The sequence below is a fragment of the Falsihalocynthiibacter sp. S25ZX9 genome (genome assembly GCF_041205405.1).
GTDB lineage: Bacteria > Pseudomonadota > Alphaproteobacteria > Rhodobacterales > Rhodobacteraceae > Falsihalocynthiibacter > Falsihalocynthiibacter arcticus.
Map to the genome: position 1 here is coordinate 41,180 of NZ_JBGFCD010000014.1, position 21,650 is coordinate 62,829.

General features: G+C 54.2%; 27 protein-coding genes. 20 read left to right on the forward strand and 7 right to left on the reverse strand.

Annotated features, from left to right (window positions below):
* Positions 1-7 precede the first annotated feature (7 nt).
* From AB9F29_RS15530 to AB9F29_RS15540, 3 genes are all read right to left on the reverse strand, one after another.
* Positions 8-247 carry a F0F1 ATP synthase subunit C gene (locus AB9F29_RS15530; RefSeq protein WP_039001624.1) on the reverse strand — a complete coding sequence of 80 codons (240 nt, stop codon included), beginning with the start codon at positions 245-247 and terminating at the stop codon, positions 8-10.
* Positions 248-309: 62 nt separating this feature from the next.
* Positions 310-1,083: a F0F1 ATP synthase subunit A gene (locus AB9F29_RS15535; RefSeq protein WP_335586998.1), complete on the reverse strand. Its 774-nt coding sequence runs from the start codon at positions 1,081-1,083 to the stop codon at positions 310-312.
* Positions 1,084-1,154: 71 nt separating this feature from the next.
* Positions 1,155-1,511 carry an AtpZ/AtpI family protein gene (locus AB9F29_RS15540; RefSeq protein WP_039001623.1) on the reverse strand — a complete coding sequence of 119 codons (357 nt, stop codon included), beginning with the start codon at positions 1,509-1,511 and terminating at the stop codon, positions 1,155-1,157.
* Positions 1,512-1,809: 298 nt separating this feature from the next.
* Between AB9F29_RS15540 and AB9F29_RS15545 the strand changes: the two genes are divergently transcribed.
* Complete coding sequence (locus AB9F29_RS15545) at positions 1,810-2,133, forward strand: metalloregulator ArsR/SmtB family transcription factor (RefSeq protein ID WP_335586993.1); 324 nt, start codon at positions 1,810-1,812, stop codon at positions 2,131-2,133.
* On the opposite strand, the gene AB9F29_RS15550 is transcribed toward AB9F29_RS15545, so the two are convergent.
* Both AB9F29_RS15550 and AB9F29_RS15555 read right to left on the reverse strand, forming a co-directional pair.
* Positions 2,130-3,059, reverse strand: a complete 930-nt coding sequence (locus tag AB9F29_RS15550) for a DMT family transporter (protein ID WP_369756348.1) — start codon at positions 3,057-3,059, stop codon at positions 2,130-2,132. The two genes, AB9F29_RS15545 and AB9F29_RS15550, sit on opposite strands and share 4 nt — an antisense overlap.
* The gene (locus AB9F29_RS15555; RefSeq protein WP_369756349.1) at positions 3,052-3,933 is read right to left on the reverse strand and encodes a LysR family transcriptional regulator; all 882 of its coding nucleotides are present in this window, start codon (positions 3,931-3,933) and stop codon (positions 3,052-3,054) included. The genes AB9F29_RS15550 and AB9F29_RS15555 overlap by 8 nt, the downstream gene beginning before the upstream one ends.
* A gap of 124 nt (positions 3,934-4,057) precedes the next feature.
* Here AB9F29_RS15555 and AB9F29_RS15560 point away from each other — a divergent pair, with 124 nt between their 5' ends.
* From AB9F29_RS15560 to rpmE, 11 genes are all read left to right on the forward strand, one after another.
* Entirely contained in the window at positions 4,058-4,630 is a 573-nt protein-coding gene (locus AB9F29_RS15560) for an NAD(P)H-dependent oxidoreductase (protein WP_335586996.1), read from the forward strand.
* Between the two features lie 242 nt (positions 4,631-4,872).
* Positions 4,873-6,372, forward strand: coding sequence for a signal recognition particle protein (ffh, locus tag AB9F29_RS15565; RefSeq protein WP_039001619.1), 1,500 nt, complete (start codon positions 4,873-4,875; stop codon positions 6,370-6,372).
* Complete coding sequence (locus tag AB9F29_RS15570; RefSeq protein WP_369756350.1) at positions 6,373-6,915, forward strand: GNAT family N-acetyltransferase; 543 nt, start codon at positions 6,373-6,375, stop codon at positions 6,913-6,915.
* Positions 6,916-6,979: 64 nt separating this feature from the next.
* Entirely contained in the window at positions 6,980-7,276 is a 297-nt protein-coding gene (locus AB9F29_RS15575) for a chorismate mutase (RefSeq protein WP_335586033.1), read from the forward strand.
* A gap of 57 nt (positions 7,277-7,333) precedes the next feature.
* Positions 7,334-7,720, forward strand: coding sequence for a 30S ribosomal protein S16 (gene rpsP / locus AB9F29_RS15580; RefSeq protein WP_335586032.1), 387 nt, complete (start codon positions 7,334-7,336; stop codon positions 7,718-7,720).
* A 21-nt stretch (positions 7,721-7,741) separates the two neighbouring features.
* Positions 7,742-8,371 (forward strand): 5,6-dimethylbenzimidazole synthase, encoded by a 630-nt coding sequence (gene bluB, locus AB9F29_RS15585; protein ID WP_335586031.1) that lies wholly within the window; start codon positions 7,742-7,744, stop codon positions 8,369-8,371.
* A gap of 9 nt (positions 8,372-8,380) precedes the next feature.
* Positions 8,381-8,899 (forward strand): ribosome maturation factor RimM, encoded by a 519-nt coding sequence (gene rimM, locus AB9F29_RS15590; protein WP_335586030.1) that lies wholly within the window; start codon positions 8,381-8,383, stop codon positions 8,897-8,899.
* Between the two features lie 245 nt (positions 8,900-9,144).
* Entirely contained in the window at positions 9,145-9,969 is an 825-nt protein-coding gene (trmD, locus tag AB9F29_RS15595; RefSeq protein WP_369756351.1) for a tRNA (guanosine(37)-N1)-methyltransferase TrmD, read from the forward strand.
* An 86-nt stretch (positions 9,970-10,055) separates the two neighbouring features.
* The gene (locus tag AB9F29_RS15600) at positions 10,056-10,472 is read left to right on the forward strand and encodes an MAPEG family protein (RefSeq protein ID WP_369756352.1); all 417 of its coding nucleotides are present in this window, start codon (positions 10,056-10,058) and stop codon (positions 10,470-10,472) included.
* A gap of 345 nt (positions 10,473-10,817) precedes the next feature.
* Positions 10,818-11,195, forward strand: coding sequence for a 50S ribosomal protein L19 (rplS, locus tag AB9F29_RS15605; protein WP_039001659.1), 378 nt, complete (start codon positions 10,818-10,820; stop codon positions 11,193-11,195).
* 11 nt (positions 11,196-11,206) lie between these two features.
* Positions 11,207-11,428, forward strand: a complete 222-nt coding sequence (rpmE, locus tag AB9F29_RS15610; RefSeq protein WP_039001611.1) for a 50S ribosomal protein L31 — start codon at positions 11,207-11,209, stop codon at positions 11,426-11,428.
* 71 nt (positions 11,429-11,499) lie between these two features.
* Here rpmE and AB9F29_RS15615 read toward each other — a convergent pair whose 3' ends face one another.
* A complete protein-coding gene (locus tag AB9F29_RS15615) occupies positions 11,500-11,778 on the reverse strand; it encodes a hypothetical protein (protein ID WP_369756353.1) in 279 nt (92 codons plus the stop codon).
* A gap of 191 nt (positions 11,779-11,969) precedes the next feature.
* On the opposite strand from AB9F29_RS15615, the gene AB9F29_RS15620 reads away from it, so the two are divergent.
* A complete protein-coding gene (locus tag AB9F29_RS15620; protein WP_039001609.1) occupies positions 11,970-12,782 on the forward strand; it encodes a division plane positioning ATPase MipZ in 813 nt (270 codons plus the stop codon).
* Between the two features lie 3 nt (positions 12,783-12,785).
* Here the strand turns inward: AB9F29_RS15620 and AB9F29_RS15625 are convergent, their stop codons facing one another.
* Positions 12,786-13,658: a MurR/RpiR family transcriptional regulator gene (locus AB9F29_RS15625; protein ID WP_039001658.1), complete on the reverse strand. Its 873-nt coding sequence runs from the start codon at positions 13,656-13,658 to the stop codon at positions 12,786-12,788.
* A gap of 141 nt (positions 13,659-13,799) precedes the next feature.
* Between AB9F29_RS15625 and AB9F29_RS15630 the strand changes: the two genes are divergently transcribed.
* Genes AB9F29_RS15630 through AB9F29_RS15660 form a run of 7 tightly spaced genes read left to right on the forward strand, consistent with a single transcriptional unit; the run spans position 13,800 to position 21,609 of the window.
* A complete protein-coding gene (locus AB9F29_RS15630) occupies positions 13,800-14,573 on the forward strand; it encodes an N-formylglutamate amidohydrolase (RefSeq protein ID WP_369756354.1) in 774 nt (257 codons plus the stop codon).
* Positions 14,570-15,076 carry a TRAP transporter small permease subunit gene (locus AB9F29_RS15635; protein ID WP_039001607.1) on the forward strand — a complete coding sequence of 169 codons (507 nt, stop codon included), beginning with the start codon at positions 14,570-14,572 and terminating at the stop codon, positions 15,074-15,076. The genes AB9F29_RS15630 and AB9F29_RS15635 overlap by 4 nt, the downstream gene beginning before the upstream one ends.
* Positions 15,076-16,578 (forward strand): TRAP transporter large permease subunit, encoded by a 1,503-nt coding sequence (locus AB9F29_RS15640; RefSeq protein WP_335586024.1) that lies wholly within the window; start codon positions 15,076-15,078, stop codon positions 16,576-16,578. Before AB9F29_RS15635 ends, AB9F29_RS15640 begins: the two co-directional genes overlap by 1 nt.
* 54 nt (positions 16,579-16,632) lie before the next feature.
* Positions 16,633-17,661, forward strand: a complete 1,029-nt coding sequence (locus tag AB9F29_RS15645; protein ID WP_039001605.1) for a twin-arginine translocation signal domain-containing protein — start codon at positions 16,633-16,635, stop codon at positions 17,659-17,661.
* Positions 17,662-17,720: 59 nt separating this feature from the next.
* On the forward strand, positions 17,721-19,073 hold the full coding sequence (locus AB9F29_RS15650; RefSeq protein ID WP_369756355.1) for a glutamine synthetase family protein: 1,353 nt from the start codon (positions 17,721-17,723) through the stop codon (positions 19,071-19,073).
* A gap of 2 nt (positions 19,074-19,075) precedes the next feature.
* Positions 19,076-20,458 (forward strand): aldehyde dehydrogenase family protein, encoded by a 1,383-nt coding sequence (locus AB9F29_RS15655; RefSeq protein WP_369756356.1) that lies wholly within the window; start codon positions 19,076-19,078, stop codon positions 20,456-20,458.
* A gap of 5 nt (positions 20,459-20,463) precedes the next feature.
* Positions 20,464-21,609, forward strand: coding sequence for an iron-containing alcohol dehydrogenase (locus AB9F29_RS15660; RefSeq protein WP_369756357.1), 1,146 nt, complete (start codon positions 20,464-20,466; stop codon positions 21,607-21,609).
* The last annotated feature ends 41 nt before the right edge of the window (positions 21,610-21,650 follow it).

Consider the following 21,650-nt stretch of genomic DNA (forward strand, 5'->3'; position numbering starts at 1 on the left):
GTGAGACTTAAACAGCAAACATAAGCAAGAGAGCTACGAGGAACGAGAAGATCCCAAGAGCCTCAGCAAACGCGATGCCGATGAAGAGAGTCGCAGTTTGACCTGCGGCTGCGGATGGGTTGCGAAGTGCGCCGGCAAGGAAGTTGCCTGCGACGTGGCCAACACCGATAGCGGCTGCGCCGGAACCGATTGCTGCGAGGCCTGCGCCGATGAATTTGCCAAGTGCTGCTGCTGCGAGTACTTCCATGATATTTCTCCTTACGGTGGGTATCTATTAAATTGAGGTGAGAGAGTTCAAACTTGATCCGCTTAGTGCGACGGATGCAGCGCGTCTTTCAAGTACACGCAAGTCAGAATGGTGAAAACGTAGGCCTGAATGAAGGCCACGAGAACTTCGAGGGCATAAACTGCCGTGATGGCAAGGATCGGCATGAAGGCAAATACGCCCAGCGCGCCGGCAAACCCTGCGAAAACTTTGATAACGGCGTGGCCCGCCATAACGTTACCCGCCAAACGAATGGAGTGGGAAACGGGGCGCACGAAGTAAGAGATAATCTCGATGATGGCGAGGACTGGACGTAATGCCAGTGGCGCAGAAGCGACCCAGAACAGACCCAAAAAGCCAAACCCGTGCTTCACGAAACCAACGATGGTCACCGTAAAGAACACCAGCAGCGCGAGGATCGCTGTGACCGCGATGTGCGATGTGGAGGTAAAGGACAACGGGATCAAACCCATGACATTGGACACCATGATAAACAGGAACAACGTCATGATATAGGGGAAGAATTTCAGCGCATCCTTGCCCGCAACGTCTTCGACCATTTTGTAAACGAAACCGTAAATCATCTCGCCGATGCTTTGGGTGCGCGATGGCACGACGGCACGACCACTTGAGCCAAACACCAGCAGAAGAACGATCACCGCAACGGTAATCATCATCCAAAGCGTCGCGTTTGTCGGCGTGTACCAGTGAAGTTCGCCCCCATGACCGCCAAACAACGGTAGGATGTTAAACTGGTCCATCGGGTGGATTGCCAATTCTCTTACTTCTGGTTGCAAGAAAAGAATCGCCAGAACCATCAGCGCAAGTGCGCCGTACAAAGCAAATTTCCCGTTAGAGGAGCCTGTTTTTGGGGCTTGTTCCGCCATGTTTAGTCCTTCGTCGTTTCAGCAGCCTTGGCCGCCTCGTTTTCCTTCGCCGCTTGTGCGGCAATTTGTTCGGACTGAAGTTCGCTCGCCGTTTTGATCATCGTCTTGACCCCCGCGGCAAACCCCAGAAATGTAAACAGCACCAAGAATATCGGCAGCGTCCCAAACAGAACATCCAACCCGTATCCGATGCCAAAGCCGATCCCAAGACCGGCCACCAACTCGATCACCATCCGCCATGCATGATTGGCTAAGGAATAGTGCTCGTCTTTCTTAGGTTCCGGCGCGTGGCTCTTTTTGAGCCGGGCGATTTTGTCGTCCAACGCCTTCAGCTTGTTTGGATCCTGCATATCAGTCATCAAACTGGCCCCTAAGTCTTCGCGGCAACCTAGAAACACTCCCCCTCCGAGTCAATGCAGCATTTTCAAGAAAATTTGCCGCGCAACTATCTGAAACATAACGATAATTTACATCACCCAAGATTCGCCGTGCCGCGTCCCCCTTGAAACCGGGACCATTTCCACAGGATTTCGATATTCAACCATTCGGTTGACGAACATCCCGCGCCCCGTGTTTCGCGCAATCGGCCTTCCTATTAGGCGTCAAACGCTTAACCAAAAGGTTGAGGTTTCATACAACCCACGCTATCTCTACGCTATGACAGCAGCTCTCGACCTCGCCTTTTCCGCCCTCTCCGATCCAACCCGCCGCGTCATCCTTGCGATGTTGCTTGAGGACGATATGGCCGTGACCGATGTGGCCGAACCCTTCGAGATGTCGCTGGCGGCGATTTCCAAACATCTCGCCATCCTGTCCCGCGCGGGGCTGATCTCTCAGGAAAAGCGCGGACGAGTGAAATGGTGCAAACTCGAGCCTGACGCCCTCAAAGAGGCCTCGGTCTGGATGCAAAGCTTTGGCCAATTTGAGGCGATCAATTTGGACGCGTTCGAAAGTTTCCTCGCGGAAAACAAACTGGCTTAATCCTGCCGGAGCAAGAGCAGCAGCGCCCCCACCGTCAGAGCAACCCCGACCAAACTCGCCCCACTTGGCGCGCCATGTCCGAGCAAGATTTCCAGCAAGATCACCCAACTTGGCACAAGATAGGTATAGGCCATCACCTTGGCCCCCGACAGGCGCATCGAGCCAAAATGGATCAGGCTTAGGCTCCCCGCCGTCGCAAAAACCGCCGTGTAAAAAATCGTAAACCAAACAAGTGGCGGCAGCTGTGCCCAATCCGTCGCCAAAATCTCGCGCCCGCCGACAACCAGCATCAACAGGCTCCCTGCAACAAGGGCATACATCACAAAAACAACGCCGCTCTCGCCACGGTTAAATTTGCGCAGCAGCGGTATATAGAGAGCATGGGCGCAAGCTCCGATGAAAAAGATCAGCTCGCCGCGCGCCACCTCAAACCGCATCAACGCGCCCACATCTGCCCGAAACACCACCCAAAGCGCGCCAATTCCGCCAAGGATCAGCACCCAAAACACCCGTAAGGGCAGTACTTGCCGCAGTACCAAAAACGCGAACCCCGCCGTAATAAGCGGTGTCAGCGTAAACACTGCCGCCGTTGAAATCGGAGGGGCCGTTTTCAGCCCCTCAAACATCAGTATCATATAAGAGCCGATTAACCCGCCCGTGACCGCATAGCGCCACGGAGCCTTGGCCGCCGCCTTTAGCGCCCGCAATGGCGCAGGTTCAAACCACAGAATTACCACCAGCAACACCAGCGCCGCGATCCAAAACCTCAGCAAGTTCAGGGCAGCAGGCGCGATATCATTCGCCACCATCCCCCCCAAGCTAAACGACCCCGCAACGATAACAGAAAACAACAGCATCGCCGCGTGACCCGCCATTTCGCGTCGCCGTAGGGGAAGGCCTTCCCCCCCGAGAGCCGCCTCACTCATCCGGCAAATCTTTCATCGCTTGCTTAAGGAACGTCAGAAAAGCTTGCACCTTGGGCGTACGATGTAGGTCCACATGGGTCACGATCCAATTGGGCGCGGCCCATTCGTCGCGCGGCGGCAATTGCTCGATCAAATCCGGATTCTTTTTGGCCATGCTCTCGGTCATAAACCCCAAGCCAGCCCCCGCCTCGATCGCCGCCGTCCCATCATCCGCGTTATTAAAGCGAAACCGGATCCGATCGCGCGAGACACGCTGATCCAGCCAGCTAAAAAAGGGTGCGCGGGCGTGTGCGGTATCGACGCCAACGAAAATATGGTTGGGCAGATCACCTTCGCCTTGCAACTGACCGTTGCGTGCAACATAGCTTTTATGCGCATACAGCCCGATCAGTGTCGGACGGAATTTCTGCACCACATTGTCCGCCTCTTGGGGTGGATTTCCCGTGCGGATCGCCACATGTGCCTCGCCGTATTCAAGCCGAAACAGCCGCTCGCCCGTCAGAAATCGCACAATAACGCTGGGATGCAAACGTTGAAACTCCGCCAATACCGGCGCCAAATACCGCGCCATTGAGGGCAGACTGGTGATGACCAACTCGCCGCTCACCTCCTCGCCCTGCCCCCGAATGCGCCCTGTCATCTGGGTGAATTGATCGTCGGTAATCCGCGCCACCCGCAGCAGTTCCTGCCCCGCTTCGGTCGGCGTATAGCCACGCGCATGGCGTTGGAACAACTTGGTTTGCAGGCTCTCTTCCAGCGCATCAATATGGCGAATGACCGTTGCATGGTGCACTCCCAAGACCTCGGCGGCCCCGCTCACCGTCCCAACACGCGCGACATGATAGGCCGTTCTAATCTCATCCCAGTTGGACATAATACCCTCTCCGTCAATCCGTGCGTATTCACACATTTAGTGTTGATATATGCGAGTTGTGTTCATTCCCGCAATGCATAAATGTTGGGTCAACAGAAACACTTCCGCCTGAAAGGCTCCTGAAATGACCCATAACATTCTGCGCATTGACGCCTCTGCCCGTTACCAAGGTTCAGTCTCTCGCGACCTTGGCGACGACTTTATCGCCCAAAAACCAAACGCAACCGTCACAACCCGTGACCTTGCCCAAGGCATCCCACAGATCAACGAAACATGGGTCGGTGCCACCTTCACCCCGCCAGAAGCCCGCACCACCGCGCAAAAAGCAACGCTCGCATTGTCCGACGAACTTGTCGCGGAACTGATTGCCGCCGATGAAATCGTCCTGACCACCCCACTCTATAACTTCTCCGCCCCTGCGGCGTTCAAAGCATGGGTCGACCAAATCGCGCGCGCTGGCGTCACGTTCAAATATACCGAAACTGGCCCCGTTGGCCTGCTCGACGACAAACCCGTCACGATCATTGTCTCTTCGGGCGGCGTGGCTCTTGGCTCCCCCGTTGATTTCTTCTCGGCCCACGCGCGCCAAGTCTTTAACTTCATCGGCATTACCAACGTGACCTTGGTTGGCGCGTCTGGTGGCACCGAGGCCGCCATCACCACGGCAAAAACCGAATTGACCAAAATCGCCGCTTAAGCAAAAATCCGGAGGGCCCCAACCACTGGGGCCTTCCCTCTCTTGACTCTCTTCCCCTGACCCCATAAACGCGCACCATATCCCGAGGGTTCCACGCCTTCGGTCCCCGCTTTAGTAGGGATCGCCATCCGTCAGCGCGTTGCGCCCACGGGTGTCGTTGTGGTTTGGTAGTTCGCTACCTTACAATTGGTCGCGCCCAGCATATCTTATGGGCAAATGGTAATGGCGAAGGAGCCGCGATAATGTTTGAAAACCTATCTGAACGTCTTGGTGGCGTCTTTGATCGGCTCACAAAACAAGGCGCCCTCTCTGAGGATGACGTCAAAACAGCTCTGCGCGAAGTGCGCGTCGCCCTGCTTGAGGCCGACGTTTCCCTGCCCGTTGCCCGCGATTTCGTTAAGGCTATCCAAGACAAAGCCACTGGCCAAGCGGTTACCAAATCCATCACCCCCGGTCAGCAAGTCGTCAAAATCGTCCACGACGAACTCGTTCATGTCCTCACGGGCGAAGGCGATCCGGGTGCGCTCAAAATTGATAACGCCCCTGCCCCGATCCTGATGGTCGGTCTGCAAGGCTCCGGTAAGACCACCACCACCGGTAAACTCGCAAAACGCCTGACCGAGAAAAACGGCAAACGCGTGCTGATGGCCTCGCTCGATATTTACCGTCCTGCGGCGCAACAACAGCTTGCGATCCTTGGCACCCAAATTGGCGTTGATACCCTGCCCATCGTGGCCGGCGAATCCGCTGTTCAAATCGCCAAACGCGCAAAACAACAAGCCACCCTTGGCGGCTACGACGTCTATATGCTCGATACCGCGGGCCGCTTGCACATCGACGAAACCTTGATGCAAGAAGTCGAAGACGTGCGCAACGCGGTCAACCCGCGCGAAACGCTCCTCGTCGTTGACGGCCTCACAGGCCAAGTTGCGGTCGAAGTTGCCGAAGAATTCGACGCCAAAGTCGGCATCACGGGCGTTGTCCTCACCCGTATGGACGGCGACGGTCGCGGTGGTGCTGCTCTCTCTATGCGGGCCGTCACGGGCAAACCGATCCGCTTTGTCGGCCTCGGCGAGAAAATGGACGCGCTCGATACCTTCGAGCCTGACCGTATCGCGGGCCGCATTTTGGGGATGGGCGATATCGTCGCCCTCGTTGAAAAGGCCCAAGAAACCATCGAGGCCGCACAGGCCGAACGCATGATGAAACGGTTCCAAAAGGGCCAATTCAACATGAACGATCTCAAATCCCAACTTGAGCAAATGATCAAGATGGGTGGCATGGAAGGTATCATGGGGATGATGCCGGGCATGGGCAAAATGGCCAAACAGGCACAAGGCGCTGGTATGGACGACAAAGTCCTCACGCGGCAAATTGCGCTGATCCAATCGATGACCAAAAAAGAGCGCGCCAACCCTGCCCTCCTGCAAGCGTCGCGCAAAAAGCGCATCGCCAAGGGTGCGGGTCTTGAAGTCTCCGACTTGAACAAACTTCTCAAAATGCAGCGCCAAATGGGCGACATGATGAAGAAGATGGGCAAGGGCGGCATGCTCAAACAGGCGATGAAAGGCATGTTTGGCAAAGGCGGTATGCCCGAGGGCATGGACCCCTCGCAAGCCATGGGTCAAATGGATCCAAAAGCGCTGGAAGCGGCGGCCAAGCAAATGGGCGGCAAACTTCCGGGTCTTGGTGCGCCGGGTGGCTTGCCCATGGGCCTTTCCGGTTTTGGGAAAAAGAAGTAAATGAACAAAGCGCCCGTCATAAAAACTGCACGGCTCGTTTTGCGGGGACATATCCTCGCAGACTTCGAACCGTTGCGCGCGTTTTTTGACACGGACCTCGCAAAATTCGTCGGGGCGCCGATTTCCGACGCCCGTCTGTGGCAAGGCTTCGCCGCCGACGTCGGCGCGTGGGAGCTTTTGGGCATGGGCGGCTGGGCCATCACCCTGCCCGATGGCACGATGATCGGCCAAATCTCCGTGAACCAACCCAAGCATTTCCCCGAAGTTGAATTGGGCTGGATGTTGTTTGAGGGCCACAGCCGCAAAGGTTATGCCGCCGAAGCCGCGATCGCCGTGCGCAACTGGGCCGTTGCCAACCTTCCCCTGACCTCGCTGGTCAGCTACATCGACCCCGAAAACGGACGCTCCATTCTACTCGCCGCCAAGCTCGGCGCGCGTATCGACAACAAAGCAACAAAGCCCCAAAACGAAACCTGTTTGGTCTTTCGTTATAAGTTGGCTGCAGTCGACGATACCGACGGTTCTGTGGAGGCCTACGCGTGAAAAAAATCATATGCAAAACATATGCAATTCATATGGCAAACTCATCGCTGTTTTGGGGGGTCAAATGACCGATAATATCACCCGCGCCGCCGAGGTTCTAAAGTCGCATCGCGAGAGCATCGACCGCCTCGATGCCATCCTTGTTTATACTCTGGGCGAGCGGTTTAAACACACCCAAGCCGTGGGCGCCCTCAAGGCCGAACACGCGCTCCCGCCCTCCGATCCTACCCGTGAAGCGGCGCAAATTGCCCGCCTCGAAGATCTCGCAAAAGAAGCAGGTCTGGACCCCGAATTCGCTAAGAATTTCTTGAATTTCATCATTCAAGAAGTGATTCAACATCACAAAAAACATACTGAATAATCAAACAACCCCAGACATAAGATGCTGGAAACAAATAAAACTTAGGAGACTACTACTATGGCTATGAAAATTCGCCTTGCCCGTGGCGGCAGCAAAAAACGCCCTTTCTACCGTGTTGTCGCAGCAGACAGCCGTATGCCACGCGATGGCCGCTTCATCGAGAAATTGGGCACATATAACCCCCTTCTCGCAAAAGACAGCGAAGAGCGCGTACAGCTCGACCTTGAGCGCGTAAAACATTGGCTTGACCAAGGCGCGCAACCTTCTGACCGCGTAGCACGTTTCCTCGAAGCCGCTGGCGTTCTTGAAGCAAAAACACGCAGCAACCCTAAGCGCGCAATCCCAGGCAAAAAAGCCACAGAACGCGCCGAAGAAAAAGCCGCTAAAGCAGTAACAGCAGCCGAAGCTGCCGCTGCACCAGCAGAAGAAGTATCTGCCGAGTAATCAAATAGTTAGGTCAAAATCATGCCCGAGTTTTCAGACGAGTTTCGGCAAGACTTGGGCCAACTTTTTCGGTGGCGGCGCGATGTGCGCCGCTTCCGCACAGACCCCGTCGATCCCGCGTTAGTCGACCTCTGCCTCGCCAGCTTTTCGCTCGCCCCCTCGGTGGGATTGTCCGAACCTTGGCGGATCATAAAAGTACACAGCGCCCAAGCCCGCGCTGCCGCTTTGCAAAACTTTGAAATTGAAAACAAAAAAGCCCTTGAGGGTCAGGTCGGTGACCGCGCAAAACTCTATGCAAACCTCAAACTTTCCGGCATGAAAGACGCCCCTGTTCAACTGGCTATTTTCTGCGACGAGAGCACCGAAAAAGGCGCAGGTCTGGGCGCACAAACCATGCCGGAAATGCGCCGATATTCGGTTGTTTCGGCCGTTACGCAAATGTGGCTTCTTGCCCGCGCGCATGGTCTTGGCGTAGGTTGGGTATCCATCCTTGACGCCCCAAAACTTTGCGCCGAACTAGACGTGCCAAAAGACTGGCGACTCGTCGCTTTTCTGTGCATGGGTTGGCCCGAAGATGATATGGATAGCCCCGAACTTGAACGCGCTGGATGGGAACAAAGAGCTCCTCATTTGACCGTCGAAACCCGTTAGGAGACCGCAGTGTCCAAAGACAAAATTTGTGTGGGTGCCTTTGCGGGTTCCTACGGCGTTCAGGGCGAAGTGCGCCTCAAGAGTTATTGCGCGGATCCCGCCGCCATCGAGACTTATGGCTTGCTCTCTTCTGAAGATGGCGAGATCGAATATATTGTTGGCATAACCCGCGCTGTAAAGAACGGATTTTCCGCCCGCGTCGAGGGTATCTTCACCAAAGAACAGGCTGATGCGCTCACAAACACACTGCTTTATGTAGATCGTGACGTTCTTCCAAGCTTGCCGGATGATGAGTTTTATCACAGTGATCTCATTGGGTTAGATGTTTTGGATACCGGCGGAGCCCTCCTTGGTAAAGTCCAGAAGGTTGTCAACCACGGCGCCAGCGACATTCTTGAAATTGCGGGCCCAAATCTGAAGGCCACCGTCCTTATGCCCTTTACACATGCGGTGGTTCCGACCGTCGATCTGGCGTCTGGCCGCTTGATTGTTGACCCGCCCGAGGGCGTGTTTCCTGATGACGACTAGGATCATCATTCACGCAGGGTTTTACAAAACTGGAGCCACGTCGCTTCTGGCCTATTTTGAGCGAATCTCAGCCCTGTTTGGGGACCAAATATTCTATTGCAGTCGCGACCAATTGTCCGACGCTGCCATCGCGGCCCCGCAAAAGCACTCCTTGATTTGCTCTGGATGCAGGACAGTCTCCGTGCAAAACTTTCACCTGCACGGCGCGAAAACACAGGCAACACGCTAAAAACAAGAGATATTTCATGACAATCCCACCAATGAAAAGAGCCCTCGCCACAAAGTCCCACGGCCGTTTGTCTATAAGCACGTCCCTGAAACCACGCGAATTGATGACGGACACCCCCCGCCTAAAGGGTGCGTGGACCGCCAAGATCGTCACGCTTTTTCCGGAAGTTTTTCCGGGGATATTGGGTGCATCTTTGACGGGGAAGGCCTTAAAGGAGGGGCTTTGGGCGCTGGAGACCATCGACTTGCGTAGCTATGGCGACGGACGGCACAAAAACGTCGATGACACGCCGTCAGGAGGGGGTGCGGGGATGGTATTGCGGGCCGATGTGGTTGGCAAAGCGCTAGAACATGCGACACACGGCGCACCAAAAGATCGCGCGCGCTGGCCTGTTATTTATATGTCACCACGGGGCAAGCCGCTTACGCAAGCGATGGCCCAGAAATTCGCACAAGCCGAGGGAATGACCATCCTGTGTGGACGGTTTGAGGGCGTGGATGAACGTGTTTTGGAGCATTATGAAATCGAAGAGGTGAGCCTTGGGGATTTCGTTTTAACCGGTGGTGAAATTGCCGCCCAAGCCATGATTGACGCCACGGTGCGGTTGCTGCCGGATGTCCTTGGAAATCACGTGTCGACCGAAGAAGAGAGCTTTTCAAACGGCCTGCTAGAACACGCGCAATACACGCGTCCTGCGATTTGGGAAGGCCATGAAATCCCAGCGATCCTCACCTCTGGCAACCACGCGAAAGTTGAAAAATGGCGCCACGAGCAGTCGGAAAAAATTACACAAGAACGGCGTCCAGACCTATGGGAAGCCTACCAGAAACGGCCTAAATGACGGGCGCCCTAAGCGTGGAAGACCTTGACATGCCTAGGCTTTCCTTCCCCTATTGAAACACAGAAACTCATTTAGGGAGAACTCAAATGGAATTTGTAGCCGCCTATTCGACCGCGATACTATCGCTCCTCGTGTTTGTTCTAATTGTTTTGGTTCAAGGCGCAATGGTGGGGGCCGCCAAAGCATCGGCCGCGCTCACACCCGGAAGTTCACCCAAAGCCGACTATGAGACCGCGTTGTATCGCCTCGATCGTTCGCATCAAAACGGCGTGGAGAACTTGGCCCCCGCAGCGATTGCATTGTTTTCATGCATACTCGTTGGCGCCCCAAGTTGGTGGGTCAATCTATTGATGGTCCTCTTCCTTTTGGGCCGCATCGTTTACGCGCTGATCTACTTGAGAAACGTGGGAAAGCCGACGCAAGGCATCCGAACAGGGGTTTATGTCTTTAGCTGGGCAATGATCGTCATCCTGTGCTGCATGGCAATTTTGTCCCTTATTTAACGGGGCTTTCCTTAGGTCTTCGCAGGCAACTTTGTGGTCGCTTGGGGCTTGCCCCTAGGCCTTTTTGCGCCTATACCGCGCAGACTTGAGATGAGAAAACTGGGTGGATGATTCTGTTTGGGTTCTTGTTTCAGGTACTAAGGGCTATCCCTAACGCGGGGCGCGTCAAACCAAACATTCTTCTGTTTGGGTGTTATGTGCATCAACCGCTTGTGGGCTACCTCTCAAAGGAATGACGATCTTATCTCTGGCGGGCTGATTTTTCGGGACCCGGTGAATGACCAAGAGCACTTAGACCGCACAAACTTCGTGGAAAAAACCGCGAGCATTTATGGAGTAAATCAGATGAACCTGATTGCACAATTGGAAGCTGAGCAAGTCGCAAACCTTGCAAAAGACATTCCAGATTTCAAAGCGGGTGACACTATCCGCGTTGGTTACAAGGTAACCGAGGGCACGCGCTCTCGTGTACAGAACTACGAAGGCGTTTGTATCGCCCGTAAAAACGGTTCCGGCATTGCTGGTTCGTTCACAGTTCGCAAAATTTCTTTTGGTGAAGGTGTAGAGCGCGTATTCCCACTGCACTCCACAAACATCGACAGCATCACCGTGGTTCGCCGCGGTAAAGTCCGTCGCGCCAAATTGTACTATCTGCGTGAACGTCGTGGTAAATCCGCACGTATCGCCGAAGTTACTAACTATAAACCCAAAAAAGAAGCGTAAGGAAAAGGGCCATGAAAAAAGATATTCACCCCGACTACCACTTCATCAACGTCAAGATGACAGACGGTACAATCGTTCCTATGCGTTCGACATACGGCAAAGAGGGCGACCAGCTTTCCTTGGAAATCGATCCCTCCGTGCACCCCGCATGGAATGGCGGCAGCTCGCGTCTTTTGGATGCTGGCGGACGTGTTTCCAAGTTCAAAAACAAATACGCTGGTCTTGGCTTCTAAGCTGTCCACGATATTTATCAAAAAACCCGGCTGTTTTGCAGTCGGGTTTTTTTGTGCGCATTTCTGACGGCCTAAGCTTCTGCAAGAAATTGGTTAAGACCGTTCCACTCGTCGGTCAAAGTCCCTGTCGGCGTTTCCTGCCCGCCCATACGATCCCAATATCCCGCATTTGGGATGTCGCCCTCTATGCGGTGACACAAAGCATGAATGCGGTTCATAATCTGGACGTCCTCATAGGCCTGACAGATTTCATGCGCAGCTTCCCAATGCGAACCCAAAGCAAGCTCCCCTTGTTTCAAATGATCCAATGCGGTGCGCGCCAAACCTGTCATATCATTACTTTCCGTCATAATTCTCTCCCGTAAAATACTCGTGAAGGAACTATACGCCTACAGCGAATTCTGGCGAGCATAATTCCAATCCAATGCCGACAATCTTTCATATTCTCTTGCCGCCTGCGATGGCTTCCCATAAGGAAAATCACAACATATAGTGTCCCCATTAGCTGGGGCTACTGGCAGGACTTTGAAGGGGAAAAGATTTGGCGCATATTATCGTTGTGGGGAATGAAAAAGGCGGTTCAGGCAAATCGACAACTTCGATGCATCTGGCAACGGCGCTGGTTCGCATGGGGCATTCGGTTGGGGCGCTTGATCTGGATTTGCGTCAAAAAAGTTTTGGTCGGTATATCGAAAACCGCAAAGCCTATGCAGAAAAGCATGATCTCACGCTCGCCTGCCCTGATTACCAAGACCTTCCCGAAATCGACTCCACCGCTCTCGAACCCGGTGAAAATATCTATGACCACCGCCTGTCAGCAGCCGTCGCGACCTTGGAGCCAACCTGCGATTTCATTCTTATTGACTGTCCGGGAAGCCATACTCGCCTGTCCCAAGTCGCGCACTCGCTTGCCGACACATTGGTTAGCCCGCTCAACGATAGCTTTGTGGATTTCGATCTTTTGGCCCGTGTGGACCCCGAAACAAACAAAATCCTCGGCCCGTCCGTCTATTCGGAAATGGTCTGGAATGCGCGTCAGTTGCGTGCCCAAGCAGGCCTGCCTCCGATTGACTGGATCGTTGTGCGGAACCGTCTTGCCGCGCAAAACATGCACAACAAGATAAAAATGGGCCAAGCGATGGAAGATCTTTCCAAGCGCATTGGCTTTCGTACCGCGAACGGTTTCGGCGAGCGGGTCATTTTCCGCGAGTTGTTCCCCAAGGGCCTCACGCTACTCGACCTGCGAGATATCGGTGTCAAAGGCCAGATGAACATCTCTAACGTCGCGGCCCGTCAAGAGCTGCGCGAGTTGGTCAAAGTCCTTAAACTTCCCGGCGTCGAAGTAGACTTCTAGATCCTAGGTAAACTTCCGAAAAAATCGGGTGCGGTCGAACATATCTTCGAGCGCCTCCATCCGTGGCCGCGTGGTATCCCACGTGCGCTCTTGCACTGACGCCACCACCGTTTCCAACAAGAGCATGGGCACAATTGCACTGTCCCAAGCAGACGGCACGATAATCCGACAGCTAAAGGTATGGGTCGCGATTTTCTCAATTGGCGACTGCCATTGATCGGTGAACAAAATGATTTTCGCGCCCTTCTCGGCGGCAAGTTCCGCGAGTTTAAGCGTCGAGTTTTCATAGCGCCGCACGTCGAAAATCACCACGACATCACCTTCTTTAACCTCAAGAAGGTAGTGCGGCCATGCGTTTGATATCGATTGAATATGGGTCACATTCGGACGTAGAACCTGCATGTGAAGGAAAAAGTAGTCCGCCAAAGCGCGTGTAATACGACCGCCCACAACGTAAATTCCGCGATCCATATCCGCCAAAAGGTCGCAAGCTTCGTCAAATTCCGTCGTTTCAATTTGCCCCAAGGTCTGGCGGATATTCCCCATAACCGCATCGGTGAAACGATTGAGAATATGCTCGGTGGGCGCACGCCCCGCCCATGTATCGTGTTTTTCTATCGGGTCAGAAATCTGCGCTTGCAACTCGCCGCGTAGTGCACGTTGAAATTCAGGGAACCCCGAGAAGCCAAGCTTCTGTACCATCCGTACGACCGTTGGCGTCGAAACCTCCGCGTCGTGAGCGACCATCGTGATCGAGCCAAGACCTGACATGGGATAGTTTTGCAGGAGCGAATCCGCAAGTTGGCGTTCCGCGCGGGTCAGGTTTGCGAAGCTGGCACGCAGAATATCGGATATAGTCTCTGGTGTACTGGTCAAAATAGGCCCCTTTTTTATGCGTATACCAAGGGAATGCGTTTTCGTGAAGGAAATGCTTTCGTAAAAGAGTTGACAGAGTGATGTGTTCTGAAACAATACTTTCAAAGCGCCATCTTTGGAAGCGTTGATTTGGGTGGGTGAATGTTAAGACTAGAAGACATCGAGGGGAAACCGGCCGTATTCGTAAACCGCGAAGGCGCGACGCCCATCGCAATTGTTTGCGAACACGCGTCGCGGTTTATTCCAACGGAATTTGACGGCTTGGGGCTGACGGATGTCGCGCGCGAAAGTCACGCAGCGTGGGATCCGGGCGCTTTTGACGTTGCGCAGATGTTGGCTCTTGGCCTCAACGCCCCACTCGTTGCTTCAGGTGTTTCGCGGCTTGTTTACGATTGCAACCGCCCACCTGAAGCGCTCGATGCGATGCCCGCCAAAAGCGAACAGTTTGATGTTCCTGGGAATCTTGCCCTGACCGAGGCCCAGCGCGCTGCGCGTACAAAAAACTACTACGTACCATTTTTCGCCGCCCTCACTGAGATGATGGCCACAGGCATTGAAGCCATCGTAACGGTCCACAGTTTCACCCCTATTTATCACGGCACCCCCCGCGCCGTTGAATTGGGTTTTTTGCACGATTCCGACAGCCGTCTTGCCGACGCGATGCTCAAGAACGCCCCCCAAGAAACAACCCTTTTGACCCTGCGCAACGAACCCTACGGCCCAGAACATGGGGTGACCCACACGCTCAAAGTTCACGGCGTTGAAAATGGTGTTGCGAATGTTATGCTTGAAATCAGAAACGATCTTTTAGAGTCGCCGGAACAACGACAGGAAATTGCGCACATGCTTTTACGGATTTTGCGGAAGTCTCTCAATGAAATTGGTGTTTCAACTCCTCAGGGGTCGACAGAATGATCCCATTTATCCGTGTTTACGTCCGCATCGTTGACGGCTTCAATCGTCGCCTAGGGCGCATCACAATGTATGGGATTTTCGTAATGATCGCGATCCTGATGTGGTCGTCGGTCTCTAAAATCGCCTTCAATCCCTCGCTTTGGACACTCGAAATCGCTCAATTTGCCATGGTCGCCTATTACATGCTTGGCGGGCCGTATTCGATACAAGAGGGCGCGAATGTGCGGATGGATTTGTTTTATGGCGAATGGTCGACACGGAAAAAAGCGTGGTTTGACGTTTTCACGGTGCTATTCCTCATCTTCTATCTTGGTGTCTTGCTTTATGGTGCCTATGACAGCACCGCTTATTCCTTCAAATACGGCGAGCGCTCGCCCACCGCTTGGCGTCCGTACATGTGGCCGATCAAAATCACGATGTGCATTGGGATTTTCTTGATGCTTTTGCAGGCGATTTCCGAACTCCTCAAAGATATTGCGACCCTCAAGGGAGTACGCCTCTAATGTCCTACGAAATGATCGCAATCTTCATGTTTGCCACCATGATGCTAATGATGATGACCGGCCAACGGGTGTTTGGCGCGATCGGCGGCGTCGCGGCGGTTGCCGCCCTAACCCTTTGGGGTACTGGCGGTAGTGATATTCCATTCTCCAGCGCGATGAAGCTGATGAAATGGTACCCCCTACTCACGTTACCGATGTTTATTTTCATGGGCTATGTCCTGTCGGAAAGTAAAATTGCCGACGACCTCTATAAAATGTTCCACGTTTGGATGGGGCCACTAAACGGCGGGCTCGCTATTGGCACGATCGGCTTGATGGTTTTGGTTTCGGCTATGAACGGCCTTTCGGTGGCGGGGATGGCGATTGGGGCGACGATTGCCCTACCTGAACTTCTGCGGCGTGGGTATGACAAGAGGATGGTGACGGGGGTTATTCAAGCGGGGAGTTCGCTAGGAATTCTTGTACCGCCTTCGGTCGTGCTTGTGCTTTATGCGATGATTGCGCGCCAACCCGTCGGGCAGCTATGGCTTGCCGGAGTGGTTCCGGGCTTGATGATGGCCGCTATGTTCATTCTTTATATCGTGATCCGCTGCAAACTGAATCCAGAGCTTGGACCCGCGATGAAGCCCGAAGACTTGGCCGAATATGACCGCGTCTCGGAACATCCTTTGCGGATCAATTTTGTAATCATCGCCGCCTTTTTGATGCTCCCCTTCCTTCTGCAAGCAGAGTCTGTTACGGCCAAAACCATCCTTGTGCTCGCGCTGGCAGTTGGTGGGCTCGCCTATGTGACCCGCAGCATACCTCTTTTCTATAAGGACGTTTTTCTCAAAGAAAAGAACCGCCTTCTGTTCTCGGGCCTCCTCCCCCTCATCATCTTTTTTGCGATGATGGTTCCCTTTGTAAATGGCTGGACAAGCCTTGTGGAAAGTTCTGCGATTGGCGCAATGACGGCCTTTTTGGCGGCGGTCCTTAAGGGGCGGATGAACTCTGAAGTTTTCGAGAACTCCGTGCGCAACACGTTGCTGATCTCCTGTATGTTCATGTGGATTATCCTCGCCGCACTCGGCTTTGGCGCGGTGTTTGATGGACTTGGCGCGGTGAAGGCTATCGACAGTCTATTCACCGATCAACTTGGCTTAAATCCTTGGATGATCCTGATCCTGATGCAGCTTTCGTTCCTTATTATGGGGACTTTTCTTGACGATACTGCGATGCTTGTGATTGTGGCACCCCTGTATGTGCCCTTGGTGCAAGTCCTTGGGTTTGACCTGATTTGGTATGGTGTCCTTTACACAATCACGACACAAATTGCTTATATGACGCCGCCTTTTGGCTATAATCTGTTCCTGATGCGGGCCATGGCTCCACCGGAAATCACCCTTAAGGACATCTACGGCTCAATCCTGCCGTTTGTGTTGGTGATGCTGTTGGCGCTGACCTTGATTATGCTTTTCCCACAGATCGCTTTGTGGCTTCCAAATTACGTTTACGGCAAATAATTTCAACGACCCCGAATGGGGCAAACCCTATAAAACCTCAACAAGGAGACGACCATGACAACAAGACGCAAGTTTCTCACCACCGCAGGGGTTGGCGCAGTTGGCGCAACCCTCGCGGCCCCAGCTATCGCCCAAAGCAAAATCAAATGGCGGATGCAAACTTATGCTGGCCCTGCATTGGCCGAGCATGTGATCACCCCGGCCATCAACAGCTTCAATAAAATTGCTGGCGACGAGATGGAAATCGAACTGTTCTACGCGGACCAACTTGTCCCAACGGGCGAACTTTTCCGTGCGATGCAAAAAGGCACAATCGACGCGGTTCAATCCGACGACGACTCCATGGCGTCCCCAACCGAAGTCACTGTATTCGGCGGCTACTTCCCCATGGCAAGTCGCTACTCGCTCGACGTGCCAGTTCTGTTCAACCAATACGGCCTGAACGAAATCTGGGACGAAGAATACTCCAAAGTTGGCGTAAAACACATCTCTGCTGGCGCATGGGATCCCTGCCACTTCGCGACAAAAGAGCCTATCACTTCGCTCAAAGACCTCGAAGGCAAACGCATCTTTACCTTCCCAACTGCGGGTCGTTTCCTCACACAATTCGGCGTCATTCCCGTAACGCTTCCTTGGGAGGACATCGAAGTTGCGATGCAAACGGGCGAGCTTGACGGCATCGCATGGTCCGGCATCACCGAGGATTACACTGTGGGTTGGGCCGACGTGACCAACTATTTCCTCACCAACAACATTTCCGGCGCTTGGGCGGGTTCGTTCTTTGCCAATATGGATCGCTACAATGAGCTTCCTGAGCACTTGCAAGAACTGCTCAAAGTTTGTACCGACCAATCGCACTATTACCGTCAGTGGTGGTATTGGGGTGGCGAAGCTGCGCTCCGTGTCAACGGTCCGAAAATGGAACTGACAACAATCCCTGACGAAGAATGGGCTGTTGTTGAAGATGCCGCCGTTAAATTCTGGGATGAGATTGCTGCCGAAAGCGAGACCAAAGCCAAGGTTGTCAATATCATCAAGCAATACAACGCAGATATGATCAAAGCTGGCCGTCCATACCGTTAGGTCAATAAATACGGTGCGCCCCGTTCTGGGGCGCACTTGCTCACCCAAAGGATACGAAAATGCTAAGTTTTGAAGCTCTTAAAACCGCTGTCGCCGCTGGCACAGTTGATACAGTTCTGGTTTGTCTTGTGGACATGCAGGGCCGTCTCATGGGCAAGCGTTTTCTCGCACAACACTTTGTGGACTCCGCCTATGACGAGACCCATTGTTGTAATTACCTGCTCGCCACTGACCTCGAAATGGCCACGCCCGATGGGTTTGCCTCCACCAGCTGGGAGTCTGGCTATGGCGACTATGTGATGAAGCCCGATCTGAGCTCCATCCGCCCTATGCCGTGGCTCGACAGCACCGTCATGGTACTTTGTGACGTGCTCGATCACCATAACATTCCCATTCCCCATTCCCCGCGTGCCATTTTGAAAAAGCAGGTCGCGCGCCTTCAGGACATGGGCTTCACGGCAATCATGGCCACCGAGCTTGAGTTCTTCTTGTTTGAGAAAAGCTTTGAAGAAATTTCAAAATCCGGCTTCCGCGATTTGACGCCGATCTCGGCCTACAACGAAGATTACCACATCCTGCAAACCACCAAAGAAGAGCATGTGATGCGCCCTATTCGCAACCATCTCTACGCTGCGGGCATTCCGATTGAGAGCACCAAAGGCGAGGCCGAGGCGGGCCAAGAAGAGCTCAACATCAAGTATTCCGAAGCTATGAATTGCGCCGAATTTCACACCATTGCCAAACATGCGGTCAAAGAAATCGCTTGGCAAAAGGGCCACGCCGTCAGCTTCCTTTCCAAGGTTTCGCGCGACCTCGTTGGCTCCTCCTCGCATGTGCATCAGTCGCTTTGGAAAGATGGCAAGAACGCGTTTTTTGATCCCGATGCCGAGCTTGGCATGTCTGATATGATGCGTGCCTACATGGGCGGCCTGTTGAAATATGCGCCCGACGTAACCTACTTCCTCGCTCCCTATATCAACAGCTACAAACGCTTCCAAAAAGGTATGTTCGCCCCCACCAAATCCGTCTGGTCCGTGGACAATCGCACCGCTGGTTTCCGCCTTTGTGGCGCAGGCTCCAAGTCTGTGCGCGTGGAATGCCGCATCGGTGGGAGCGACCTAAATCCCTACCTTGCGCTCGCCTGTCAACTTGCTGCGGGGATCAAGGGCATGGAGGAAAATCTTCCCCTTGCAGCCCCCGCCAAAGGCGACACATATGGAGACAGCGACGGCCCCGAGATCCCGCAAACTCTGCGCGACGCCGCCAAAACACTCACGAACTCTGTGATGCTGCGAGAAGCCTTTGGCGACGACGTTGTAGATCACTACACCCGCTGTGCTACGTGGGAAATTGAAGAATTTGACCGCATCGTGACCGATTACGAAATCGCTCGCGGATTTGAAAGAGCCTAAACATGACAAACACAGTGAAATGTATCTCGCCCATCGACGGGTCGCTTTATGCCGAACGCCCAGTCCTGACCCAATCTCAAGCAGAGGCCGCTGTTGCGCGCGCCCGCGCTGCGCAAATCGAGTGGGCCGCGCGCCCTCTGAGTGAGCGCAGCGCCTTGGTTATGGCTGGCGTTGCCGCCGTTGGTGCGATGAACGACGAAATTGTTCTTGAAATCGCCCACCAAATGGGTCGCCCCGTGCGCTATGGCGGTGAATTCGGCGGCTTTAACGAACGCGCAAGCTACATGGCCACGATTGCCGAAGACGCCCTCGCGGACATCGAAGTTGGCGAAGACGCCCAGTTCAAACGCTATATCAAACGCGTACCACATGGCGTGGTTTTGGTCGTGGCCCCATGGAACTACCCCTATATGACCGCGATCAATACGGTCGCGCCCGCCCTCATCGCGGGCAACGCCGTCTTGCTCAAACACGCGAGCCAAACCCTGCTTGTGGGCGAACGTATGGCCGCCGCTTTCCACAGCGTGGGCATCCCTGCGGACGTGTTCCAAAACGTATTCCTTGACCACGCAACCACCAGCGCCCTGATCGCAGCCAAGAGTTTTGGTTTTGTGAATTTCACGGGATCAGTTGGCGGTGGCCAAGCCATGGAACGTGCAGCGGCTGGGACATTTACCGGTGTCGGCCTTGAACTTGGCGGCAAAGACCCCGGCTATGTTATGGAAGACGCAGACCTCGATGCGGCTGTTGATACGCTTATTGATGGGGCGATGTTCAACTCTGGTCAGTGCTGCTGTGGGATCGAACGGATTTACGTCCACGAGAGCCTGTACGACGCCTTTGTCGAAAAAGCTGTGGCGATTGTTTCGGCTTACAAACTTGGCAACCCACTCGAAGAAACCACAACCCTCGGCCCCATGGCCCACACCCGTTTTGCCGCCGAAGTCCGCGCGCAAACTGAAGAAGCCATCGCCGCAGGTGCAACAGCATTGATCGACCCCGCGCTTTTCCCACAGGACGACGGTGGCGCCTATCTCATGCCGCAAATCCTCACCAATGTGACTCACGATATGCGCGTCATGCGTGACGAAAGCTTCGGCCCTGTTGTTGGCATTATGTCGGTCAAAGACGATGCCGAGGCGATTGCCCTTATGAACGACAGCAACTTTGGCCTAACTGCAAGCCTTTGGACTAAAGACATTGATCGCGCGGCCCGTATCGGCGACCAAATCGAAACCGGAACTGTGTTTATGAACCGTGCGGATTACCTTGATCCCGGACTTTGCTGGACAGGTTGCAAAGACACTGGTCGCGGCGGCGGCCTCTCGGTCATTGGGTATCACAACCTCACACGCCCAAAATCTTACCACTTTAAAAAGGCATAAATGTCATGAACTTAACTGGCAATTGGTCCTACCCAACCACAATCAAATTCGGCGCTGGCCGCAGCAGTGAACTCGCGGATGCCTGCAAAGCGACGGGTATGAAAAAACCCCTGCTCGTTACGGATAAGGGCCTCGCGAACCTACCGATCACCACGGCAGCCCTCGATCAACTTGAGGCCGCTGGCCTTGGGCGCGGGCTTTTCTCCGATGTTGATCCCAACCCAAATGAAATAAACGCGGAAGCGGGCCTCGCTGTGTATCGCGCCGGTGGCCACGACGGTGTGATTGCCTTTGGCGGCGGCTCTGGCCTCGACCTTGGCAAAGTGATTGCCTTCATGTCTGGCCAAACCCGCCCCCTTTGGGATTTTGAAGACATCGGCGATTGGTGGACCCGCGCCGACCCCGCTGGAATCGCACCGATCATCGCGGTTCCCACAACTGCTGGCACAGGCTCCGAAGTCGGCCGCGCTTCGGTGATCACCAATTCCGTGACGCATGAAAAGAAGATCATTTTTCACCCTAAAATCTTGCCCGCCATCGTTATTTGCGATCCAGAGCTGACAACGGGCATGCCCGCGTTCATCACGGCAGGCACAGGGATGGATGCTTTCGCGCACTGTCTCGAAGCTTTCTCGTCACCACACTACCACCCGATGAGCCAAGGCATTGCGCTCGAAGGTATGCGTTTGGTGAAAGAAAACCTCATGACGGCTTTCACCAAGCCAAACGACCTTGAGGCACGTGCGCATATGATGTCGGCGGCGATGATGGGGGCAACTGCTTTCCAAAAGGGACTTGGCGCCATTCACGCGTTGAGCCACCCAATCGGCGCGATGTACAACACGCACCACGGCACAACCAACGCCGTCGTGATGCAACCTGTATTGCGCATGAACCGTGTGGAGATTGAAGATCGCATCAACGCGGCGGCACGCTATCTTGGCATCGAGGGTGGCTTTGACGGCTTTTACGACTATGTCGGAACGCTTAATGCTGGCTTGAAAATCCCTGCGAACCTGACCGCAATGGGCATCACAAATCCAGATATGGACAAGCTTGTTCAGGGAGCGCTGATCGACCCATCGACAGGGGGAAATCCCGTGGAAATGACGCCGAAAAACACGCGCGCCTTGTTTGAGGCTTGCTTCTAAACCACCCGCCTGTTGCGCGAAAACCTTCACCCACCGCCCGA

What these genes read in the sequence shown, in the direction of transcription:
- AB9F29_RS15530 (WP_039001624.1), bottom strand. Translation starts at nt 247, where the DNA reads ATGGAAGTACTCGCAGCAGCAGCACTTGGCAAATTCATCGGCGCAGGC.
- AB9F29_RS15535 (WP_335586998.1), bottom strand. Translation starts at nt 1,083, where the DNA reads ATGGTTCTGGCGATTCTTTTCTTGCAACCAGAAGTAAGAGAATTGGCA.
- AB9F29_RS15540 (WP_039001623.1), bottom strand. Translation starts at nt 1,511, where the DNA reads ATGACTGATATGCAGGATCCAAACAAGCTGAAGGCGTTGGACGACAAA.
- AB9F29_RS15545 (WP_335586993.1), top strand. Translation starts at nt 1,810, where the DNA reads ATGACAGCAGCTCTCGACCTCGCCTTTTCCGCCCTCTCCGATCCAACC.
- AB9F29_RS15550 (WP_369756348.1), bottom strand. Translation starts at nt 3,059, where the DNA reads ATGAGTGAGGCGGCTCTCGGGGGGGAAGGCCTTCCCCTACGGCGACGC.
- AB9F29_RS15555 (WP_369756349.1), bottom strand. Translation starts at nt 3,933, where the DNA reads ATGTCCAACTGGGATGAGATTAGAACGGCCTATCATGTCGCGCGTGTT.
- AB9F29_RS15560 (WP_335586996.1), top strand. Translation starts at nt 4,058, where the DNA reads ATGACCCATAACATTCTGCGCATTGACGCCTCTGCCCGTTACCAAGGT.
- ffh (WP_039001619.1), top strand. Translation starts at nt 4,873, where the DNA reads ATGTTTGAAAACCTATCTGAACGTCTTGGTGGCGTCTTTGATCGGCTC.
- AB9F29_RS15570 (WP_369756350.1), top strand. Translation starts at nt 6,373, where the DNA reads ATGAACAAAGCGCCCGTCATAAAAACTGCACGGCTCGTTTTGCGGGGA.
- AB9F29_RS15575 (WP_335586033.1), top strand. Translation starts at nt 6,980, where the DNA reads ATGACCGATAATATCACCCGCGCCGCCGAGGTTCTAAAGTCGCATCGC.
- rpsP (WP_335586032.1), top strand. Translation starts at nt 7,334, where the DNA reads ATGGCTATGAAAATTCGCCTTGCCCGTGGCGGCAGCAAAAAACGCCCT.
- bluB (WP_335586031.1), top strand. Translation starts at nt 7,742, where the DNA reads ATGCCCGAGTTTTCAGACGAGTTTCGGCAAGACTTGGGCCAACTTTTT.
- trmD (WP_369756351.1), top strand. Translation starts at nt 9,145, where the DNA reads ATGACAATCCCACCAATGAAAAGAGCCCTCGCCACAAAGTCCCACGGC.
- AB9F29_RS15600 (WP_369756352.1), top strand. Translation starts at nt 10,056, where the DNA reads ATGGAATTTGTAGCCGCCTATTCGACCGCGATACTATCGCTCCTCGTG.
- rplS (WP_039001659.1), top strand. Translation starts at nt 10,818, where the DNA reads ATGAACCTGATTGCACAATTGGAAGCTGAGCAAGTCGCAAACCTTGCA.
- rpmE (WP_039001611.1), top strand. Translation starts at nt 11,207, where the DNA reads ATGAAAAAAGATATTCACCCCGACTACCACTTCATCAACGTCAAGATG.
- AB9F29_RS15615 (WP_369756353.1), bottom strand. Translation starts at nt 11,778, where the DNA reads ATGACGGAAAGTAATGATATGACAGGTTTGGCGCGCACCGCATTGGAT.
- AB9F29_RS15630 (WP_369756354.1), top strand. Translation starts at nt 13,800, where the DNA reads ATGTTAAGACTAGAAGACATCGAGGGGAAACCGGCCGTATTCGTAAAC.
- AB9F29_RS15635 (WP_039001607.1), top strand. Translation starts at nt 14,570, where the DNA reads ATGATCCCATTTATCCGTGTTTACGTCCGCATCGTTGACGGCTTCAAT.
- AB9F29_RS15640 (WP_335586024.1), top strand. Translation starts at nt 15,076, where the DNA reads ATGTCCTACGAAATGATCGCAATCTTCATGTTTGCCACCATGATGCTA.
- AB9F29_RS15645 (WP_039001605.1), top strand. Translation starts at nt 16,633, where the DNA reads ATGACAACAAGACGCAAGTTTCTCACCACCGCAGGGGTTGGCGCAGTT.
- AB9F29_RS15650 (WP_369756355.1), top strand. Translation starts at nt 17,721, where the DNA reads ATGCTAAGTTTTGAAGCTCTTAAAACCGCTGTCGCCGCTGGCACAGTT.
- AB9F29_RS15655 (WP_369756356.1), top strand. Translation starts at nt 19,076, where the DNA reads ATGACAAACACAGTGAAATGTATCTCGCCCATCGACGGGTCGCTTTAT.
- AB9F29_RS15660 (WP_369756357.1), top strand. Translation starts at nt 20,464, where the DNA reads ATGAACTTAACTGGCAATTGGTCCTACCCAACCACAATCAAATTCGGC.